Below are 6,995 nucleotides of genomic sequence, written 5' to 3'. Positions count from 1 at the left end.
GGCGTCGGTGGCGTGCCGGGCGGCCGCCGCACCGGCGCGTCCACCGACCACCAGGCCTTCCAGCAGACTGTTCGACGCCAGCCGGTTGGCCCCGTGCATCCCGGTGCGCGCCACCTCTCCGGCGGCGAAGAGCCCGGCCAGGTCGGTGCGGCCGTGCACATCGGTGACGACGCCGCCGCAGCTGTAGTGCGCTCCGGGCACCACCGGGATGGGTTCGCGGGCCGGGTCGACTCCCGCCGCCAGGCACGCGGCGGTGACGGTCGGGAAGCGGGTCGGCAGGTCGGCGACGTCGCGGGCGTCCAGATAGACGCAGGCGTCACCGGCCTCGGTGAGCCTGGCCTCGATGGCTGCGGCCACCACATCGCGCGGGGCGAGGTCACCCATCGGGTGCACACCGGCGGTCACGGACTCCCCCCGGGCGTCGACCAGTCGCGCGCCTTCGCCGCGCAACGCCTCGGTGATCAGCGGCCGTCGGCCACTGCTGGCCGGGTCGAACAACATGGTGGGGTGGAACTGGATGAACTCCATGTCGCTGACCGCGGCCCCCGCCCACATCGCCAGTGCGACACCGTCGCCGGTCGAGCCGTCGGGGTTCGTGGTCGCGCGGTACAGGTGGCCGAGGCCCCCGGTGGCCAGGATGACCGACGGCGCGTGCACCACGCCGGGGCCGTCCTCGCTGAGCACCAGCACCCCGGACACGGCGCCGTCGTCGACGACCAGCTCGACCGCGACATGGTGGCGGCGGATGTCCAGGCGGGCCGCGGCCTGGTCGAGCGCCCGCTGCACCTCGGCCCCGGTGGCGTCCCCACCGGAGTGGATGATGCGCCGCCGGGTGTGTCCCCCCTCGCGGGTCAGCGCCCAGCCGCCCTTGACCGATTCGTCGAAATGGGCTCCGCGGCCGACCAACTCGGAGACCGCCCGGTAGCCGTCGGACACGATCGATTCGACGGCCTCGGGGTCGCACAGTCCGGCGCCGGCCGCCAGGGTGTCCGCGACGTGCGCGTCGACCGAGTCGCCGGTGTCGCAGAAGCTCTCGGGCAGGACGACCGCGATGCCGCCCTGCGCGTAGAACGTGGCGGTCTCACCGATCTTGCTCAGCAGCACGACCTTGCGGCCACATCGGTGGGCGGCCAGTGCGGCGGCCAGCCCGGCCACCCCGGTGCCGATGACGACGACATCAGCCCGCTGACGCCACGTCTGCGCGCCCCCGCAGCCGCGCCATGCAGTCATTCGCCGCCGCCGGGCTGCCCAATCTCGATCATGCGCTGCACGCTGAGCCGGGCGGCCGCTGCGGTATCCGGGTCGACGTCGACCTCGTCGGCGCCTTCCACCAGACAACGCAGCAGCGCGGCCGGGGTGATCATCTTCATGTAGCGGCACGAAGCACGGTCGTTGACCGCCTGGAAGTCGACGTCCGGGGCGGCCCGGCGCAGCTGGTGCAGCATGCCGACCTCGGTGGCCACCAGCACCTGCCGGGCGCCGGTGTCGCGCGCCGCGTCCAGCATGCCGCCGGTGGACAGGATCTTGACCCGGTCCTGGGGAAACGATCCTTCCCCGGCCAGGTACAGCGCCGAGGTCGCGCACCCGCACTCGGGATGGACGAACAGCTCGGCGTCGGGGTGGGTGCGGGCCTGGTCGGCCAGTTCGTCGCCGTTGATGCCGGCGTGCACGTGGCACTCACCGGCCCACACGTGCAGGTTCTTGCGGCCGGTGACCCGGCGCACGTGGGCGCCCAGGAACTGGTCCGGGCAGAACAGCACCTCACGGTCCTCGGGAATCGACGCGACCACCTCGACGGCGTTGGACGAGGTGCAGCAGATGTCGGTCTCGGCCTTCACCGCGGCGGTGGTGTTCACGTAGGACACCACCACGGCGCCGGGGTGTTCGGCCTTCCAGGCGCGCAGTTCCTCGGCGGTGATCGAGTCGGCCAGCGAGCAGCCCGCGCGCTGGTCGGGGATCAGGACCGTCTTGGCCGGCGACAGGATCTTGGCGGTCTCGGCCATGAAGTGCACGCCGCAGAAGACGATCGTCTCCTCGGGGGCCTCGGCAGCGATGCGCGAGAGTGCCAGCGAATCCCCGACGTGGTCGGCGACGTCCTGGATGGCCGGAAGCTGATAGTTGTGCGCCAGCAGCGTGGCGCCGCGGAGTTCGGCGAGCCGGCGGACCTCCGCCGCCCACTGTTCATCACCGTCGACACCGGTATAGCCGCCGGGACCGTCGACGATCCGGGCGGTCAGGTCGTTAGCGGGGATCTGGTCCAGGACCGTCATATCCGCCTCCATTCACTCCGTCCAAGTTTTCGACTTACAATCGAAAACATGGCCCATACTAGCACCGAACACGAGGTGCTCGCCGTGGTGTTCCAGGTTCGCCTGCCACCCACACCCGACACCGACGCGAAACCCGCACTTCACGTGCTGTTGTGGCAGCGTGCACTCGATCCGGAACGAGGAAAGTGGTCGCTCCCCGGCGGCCGGCTGGGCGCTGACGAGGACCTGACGAGTTCGGTCCGCCGACAACTGGCCGAAAAGGTGGACCTACGCGAGCTGGCCCACCTCGAACAACTTGCTGTGTTCTCCGATCCGGCCCGCCTACCCGGACCCCGCACGATCGCCTCGACGTTCCTGGGCCTGGTGCCCTCCCCCGCCACCCCCGAACTCCCACCCGACACCCGCTGGCACGCGGTCAGCGACCTGCCGTCGATGGCCTTCGACCACGGTCCGATGGTCGAACACGCCCGCACCCGCCTGGTCGCGAAGCTGTCCTATACGAACATCGGATTCGGCTTGGCGCCCGGCGAATTCGTGATCTCCACACTGCGCGACATCTACAGCGCCGCGCTGGGACACCCCGTCGACGCCACCAACCTGCAGCGCGTACTCGAACGCCGACAGGTCATCACCAGGACCGGGACCACCGCCCGCTCCGGGCGCAGCGGTGGCCGCCCGGCAGCGCTCTACCGGTTCGCCGACCGCCGCTACCGGGTCACCGACGAGTTCGCCGCGCTCCGCCCGCCGGGGTGAGTCGACTGGATTCTTAAAGACCCCTTAAGTACCGTCGGTGGGATGGACATGGGCAGCGTGGCGCGATCTACCGGCGCCGAGTGGATCGGCCAGGCGCCCCATGAGCCGCTGCGGCCCGGCACATCGCCGATCGTCCCCGACAAGGACCCCTTCTACCGGCCACCGGCCGGCTTCGAACACGCCCGACCAGGCACCGTGCTGCGTTCCCGCGACGTGGAGCTGGCCTTCCTCGGCTTCATCCCGCAGAAATTCACCGCCACCCAGCTGCTCTACCGGACCGCCGACTTCGAAGGTGAGCCGCAGGCCGGGGTGACGACCGTGGTGATCCCGACCGAACGGGCCGCCTCGGGACCACTGCCCATCGTGTCCTACCAGTGCGCCATCGACGCGGTCGCGGCACGCTGCTTCCCCTCCTACGCACTACGGCGCGGCGCACGGGCCGTCGGCGCAGTCGCCCAGTTCGAATTCCTCCTCGTCGCCGCGGCGCTGGCGGAGGGCTGGGCAGTCTCGGTGCCCGACCACGAAGGCTCGACCGGCATGTGGGGCGCCCCGTACGAGCCCGGCTACCACATCCTCGACGGCGTCCGGGCAGCCATCAGCCACGAACCGTTCGACCTCGCTCAGGACGCTCCGGTCGGCCTGTGGGGTTACTCCGGCGGCGGACTGGCCTCAGCCTGGGCCGCCGAGGTGCAGGACGGCTATGCACCCGAACTCAACGTCGTCGGCGCCGTCCTCGGCTCCCCGGTGGGTGATCTCGGACACACGTTCCGCCGGCTCAACGGCAGCATCTACGCCGGCCTGCCCGCGCTGGTCGTCGCCGCGCTCAGCCACATCTACCCCGATCTGGACCGCATCATCAACGAGCACGCCACCGAAGAGGGCAAGGCCATGCTCACCCGGATCCAGCGGATGACGACCGCCCACGCGATGGTGTCGATGGCCGGCAAGGACATGGCCCACATGATCGACCGCCCGCTCGAGGAGATCCTGCTGACCCCCGAGGTGCAGCACGTCTTCGACAGCATCAAGCTGGGCACGTCCGCTCCCAAGGTCCCGGTGCTCATCGTGCAGGCCGTGCACGACCGGATCATCTCGGTCAACGACATCGACGAACTGACCGACACCTACACCCGCGGCGGCGCCCCGGTCACCTACCACCGCGACCTGCTCAGCGAACACCTGCTGCTGCATCCGATGTCGGCTCCGATGACGCTGCGCTGGCTGCGGGAACGCTTCGCCGGCCAACCGCTGCGCACCCACATCAAGCGGACCAAATGGCCGACCCTGCTCAACCCGTCGACCTACCGCGGAATGATCACCCTGGGCAAGATCACAGCCAAGGTGATGACGGGCCGGCGGGTGGAACGGACACCGCTGTCGCGCTTCGATCTGTAGCCCGCAGCGGGTAGTCGATCGGCGGCCAGCCGCCGAGGTCGTCTCGCGGAGTGGTCAGCACGCACAGCAGGTACACCGTCGCTGCCACCGCGGCGGGAAGCAGCACCGTCACCGCCAACAGCAACGGCGAATGCCCGAAGAACACCGACGGCGCCTCGACCACGTAGTGCACCCGATTGTCCGGCGACACCGGAGCGCCGGCCACGTCGACGCTGCCGTAACGCCAGTGCGCCACCAGCGCTCCCACGCCCACCGTCACCGCCGATGCCGCCACGGCACCCAGCGCCACCGCGACGGCCTGTACGGGCCCGCGATGCGGACGCCACTGCCAGACCAGCACCGTGCCGACGACCGCCGGCACCGAGAGCATCCCGACGACGAGCGCCGCCGCGGTGAACCAGTGCTCCGAGGCGTTACCCAGGTAAGCCTGAACCCGGTCTCCGTCGTCGGTCAGCGCGACGACCCCGCGGATACCGGGGGCCAGCCATGCCCACAACACCCCGACCGGCACTCCGGCCGCCGCGAATCCGACGACCACCGTCCAGGCCGCGCGCAGCGCCGATTGCCCGGGCTTGCCCGGCGGGAGGGTGTTCTGCTCTTCGCCCGAGAGGCTCATCGGGGTGTTCTGCTCTTCGCCCGAGAGGCTCATCGGGGTGTTCTGCTCTTCGCCCGAGAGGCTCATCGCTCGACCTCCAGGTCCTTGCTGTCCACCGTCCCGTGCCGCGAACACTTCGCCCACCAGCCGTCCGGGCGTACCTGAACCACCATCCGCCGACCACACTCGGCGCAGAAGCGCGGCGGCTCCAGACCCAGCTGCGCGGCCGTCGGGACCACACTCCCTGCCGGGGCGCCGGTGTAGACGTTGAACACACCCGCGCCGACCGGGGCGGGAAGGTCGGCGACCATCACAGTGTGGCGTTGAGGGCCTTGATCGGCATCTGCAGATCCTCGAGCAATTCCAGGTCGGACTCGGCCGGCCGGCCCAGCGTGGTCAGGTAGTTGCCGACGATGACGGCGTTGATGCCGCCCAGGATTCCCTTCTTGGCGCCGAGGTCGCCCAGGGTGATCTCCCGCCCGCCGGCGAAGCGCAGCATCGTGCGCGGCAGCGCCAACCGGAACGCCGCGACCGCGCGGAGCGCATCGGCCGCGGGCAGCACCTCGAGATCGCTGAACGGCGTCCCCGGGCGCGGGTTCAGGAAGTTCAGCGGAACCTCGTGGGGGTCGAGCTCGGCGAGATTGGCGGCGAATTCCGCGCGCTGCTCGAGCGTCTCCCCCATGCCGAGGATCCCGCCGCAGCAGACCTCCATGCCGGCTTCACGGACCATCTGCAAAGTGCCCCAGCGCTCTTCCCAGCTGTGAGTGGTGACCACGTTGGTGAAGAACGAACGAGCCGTCTCGAGATTGTGGTTGTAGCGGTGCACCCCCATCGCGGAGAGCTGCTCGACCTGATCGGCGGTCAGCATGCCCAACGAGCAGGCGATGTGGATGTCGACCTCGTTGCGGATGGCCTCGATGCCCGCCGCGACCTGAGCCATCAGCCGCTCGTCGGGCCCGCGCACCGCGGCGACGATGCAGAACTCGGTGGCACCGGTCTTGGCAGTCTGCTTCGCGGCTTCCACCAGACTCGGGACGTCCAGCCACGCACTGCGCACCGGCGAAGTGAAAAGCCCTGACTGCGAACAGAAATGGCAGTCCTCGGGGCAGCCGCCGGTCTTGAGGCTGATGATGCCCTCGACCTCGACATCGGGACCACACCAGGCCATCCGGACGTCGTGGGCCAGTGCGAGCAACTCGTCGAGCTGGTCGTCCGGAAGCTGCAGCACCTGCAGGGTCTGCTCCTGATCGAGGCCCACACCCCGCTCCAGCACCTGCTCGCGCGCTACCTCCAGAATGTCGCTCACCGACTCGCCTCCTACTGATCGAGAACGCCGGCCGAGCCGACAATTGAACACGTCGGTGGAACCGACAATTGAACACCGTTCAGGTTAGGGTACTGGCGTGCAGCTCCACAAACGCGACGTGGTCGACACGGCGACCGCACTGCTCGACGACTACGGCATCGCCGACCTGTCGATGCGCCGGCTCGCTCGGGAGCTCGAAGTGTCCCCGGGGGCGCTGTACTGGCATTTCGCGAACAAGCAGGAGTTGCTCGGCGCCGTGGCCGACAAGATCCTGGAGCCGGTGGCCGACACGCCCGGCGACTGGCGCTCCCGGATCGTCGGCACCTGCGGGCGACTGCGCGAAGCGCTGCTCTCGCACACCGACGGTGCCGAATTGGTCTCGGCGAGTTTCGCCGCCGGGCAGTCCGTGGCGATGCGGGAACTGCTCGACACCCTCGGCGGCGCGGCCCTCGATGCCGGTGTGCCGCCCGACAGTGCGGAGTCGACGGCCCGCACGGTGGTCTACTACGTGCTGGGCTGCACCGTCGACGAACAGTCGCGGATGCAGTGGGACGCCGCCGGCGCCGCGGTGGCACAGCCGGTGTGGACCGAGAACCTCAGCGCCCGTTTCCAGTTCGGCCTGCGGCTGCTGGTCGACGGCATCGCCGCGCACACCGGGGCCGACGTCTAGCACCCG

Annotated in this window: 8 protein-coding genes; 3 read left to right on the top strand and 5 right to left on the bottom strand. The window is 69.8% G+C overall.

Annotated elements, in window-relative coordinates:
* Together ACXAID_RS14165 and nadA are read right to left on the bottom strand one after the other, a co-directional pair.
* Positions 1 to 1,230 (bottom strand): L-aspartate oxidase (locus tag ACXAID_RS14165; RefSeq protein ID WP_475022850.1); only part of this gene is annotated, 1,230 nt, incomplete at its 3' end.
* Positions 1,227 to 2,270, bottom strand: a complete 1,044-nt coding sequence (gene nadA, locus ACXAID_RS14160) for a quinolinate synthase NadA (protein WP_475022849.1) — start codon at positions 2,268 to 2,270, stop codon at positions 1,227 to 1,229. The genes nadA and ACXAID_RS14165, both read right to left, overlap by 4 nt.
* A 48-nt stretch (positions 2,271 to 2,318) precedes the next feature.
* Here nadA and ACXAID_RS14155 point away from each other — a divergent pair, with 48 nt between their 5' ends.
* Both ACXAID_RS14155 and ACXAID_RS14150 read left to right on the top strand, forming a co-directional pair.
* The gene (locus tag ACXAID_RS14155; protein ID WP_475022848.1) at positions 2,319 to 3,023 is read left to right on the top strand and encodes an NUDIX hydrolase; all 705 of its coding nucleotides are present in this window, start codon (positions 2,319 to 2,321) and stop codon (positions 3,021 to 3,023) included.
* Between the two features lie 42 nt (positions 3,024 to 3,065).
* Positions 3,066 to 4,418 (top strand): lipase family protein, encoded by a 1,353-nt coding sequence (locus ACXAID_RS14150; RefSeq protein WP_475022847.1) that lies wholly within the window; start codon positions 3,066 to 3,068, stop codon positions 4,416 to 4,418.
* On the opposite strand, the gene ACXAID_RS14145 is transcribed toward ACXAID_RS14150, so the two are convergent.
* The 3 genes from ACXAID_RS14145 to bioB form a co-directional block, all read right to left on the bottom strand.
* Positions 4,354 to 5,034, bottom strand: a complete 681-nt coding sequence (locus tag ACXAID_RS14145; RefSeq protein ID WP_475022851.1) for a DUF2567 domain-containing protein — start codon at positions 5,032 to 5,034, stop codon at positions 4,354 to 4,356. The genes ACXAID_RS14150 and ACXAID_RS14145 overlap by 65 nt on opposite strands.
* Before the next feature lie 62 nt (positions 5,035 to 5,096).
* Positions 5,097 to 5,324: a biotin synthase auxiliary protein BsaP gene (bsaP, locus tag ACXAID_RS14140; protein WP_475022846.1), complete on the bottom strand. Its 228-nt coding sequence runs from the start codon at positions 5,322 to 5,324 to the stop codon at positions 5,097 to 5,099.
* Positions 5,324 to 6,319, bottom strand: a complete 996-nt coding sequence (bioB, locus tag ACXAID_RS14135) for a biotin synthase BioB (protein ID WP_475022845.1) — start codon at positions 6,317 to 6,319, stop codon at positions 5,324 to 5,326. Before bioB ends, bsaP begins: the two co-directional genes overlap by 1 nt.
* Positions 6,320 to 6,416: 97 nt before the next feature.
* Between bioB and ACXAID_RS14130 the strand changes: the two genes are divergently transcribed.
* Positions 6,417 to 6,989 (top strand): TetR family transcriptional regulator, encoded by a 573-nt coding sequence (locus tag ACXAID_RS14130; protein WP_475022844.1) that lies wholly within the window; start codon positions 6,417 to 6,419, stop codon positions 6,987 to 6,989.
* Positions 6,990 to 6,995 lie beyond the last annotated feature (6 nt).

This window comes from Mycobacterium sp. ABE4_509, assembly GCF_056160785.1.
Note: the sequence above shows the minus strand (reverse complement) of the source record. Positions and strands in the feature narration are given on the sequence as shown.

Excerpts from the sequence above, each read along its gene's own strand:
- nadA (WP_475022849.1), bottom strand. The coding sequence starts at position 2,270 with ATGACGGTCCTGGACCAGATCCCCGCTAACGACCTGACCGCCCGGATC.
- ACXAID_RS14155 (WP_475022848.1), top strand. The coding sequence starts at position 2,319 with ATGGCCCATACTAGCACCGAACACGAGGTGCTCGCCGTGGTGTTCCAG.
- ACXAID_RS14150 (WP_475022847.1), top strand. The coding sequence starts at position 3,066 with ATGGACATGGGCAGCGTGGCGCGATCTACCGGCGCCGAGTGGATCGGC.
- ACXAID_RS14145 (WP_475022851.1), bottom strand. The coding sequence starts at position 5,034 with ATGAGCCTCTCGGGCGAAGAGCAGAACACCCTCCCGCCGGGCAAGCCC.
- bsaP (WP_475022846.1), bottom strand. The coding sequence starts at position 5,324 with ATGGTCGCCGACCTTCCCGCCCCGGTCGGCGCGGGTGTGTTCAACGTC.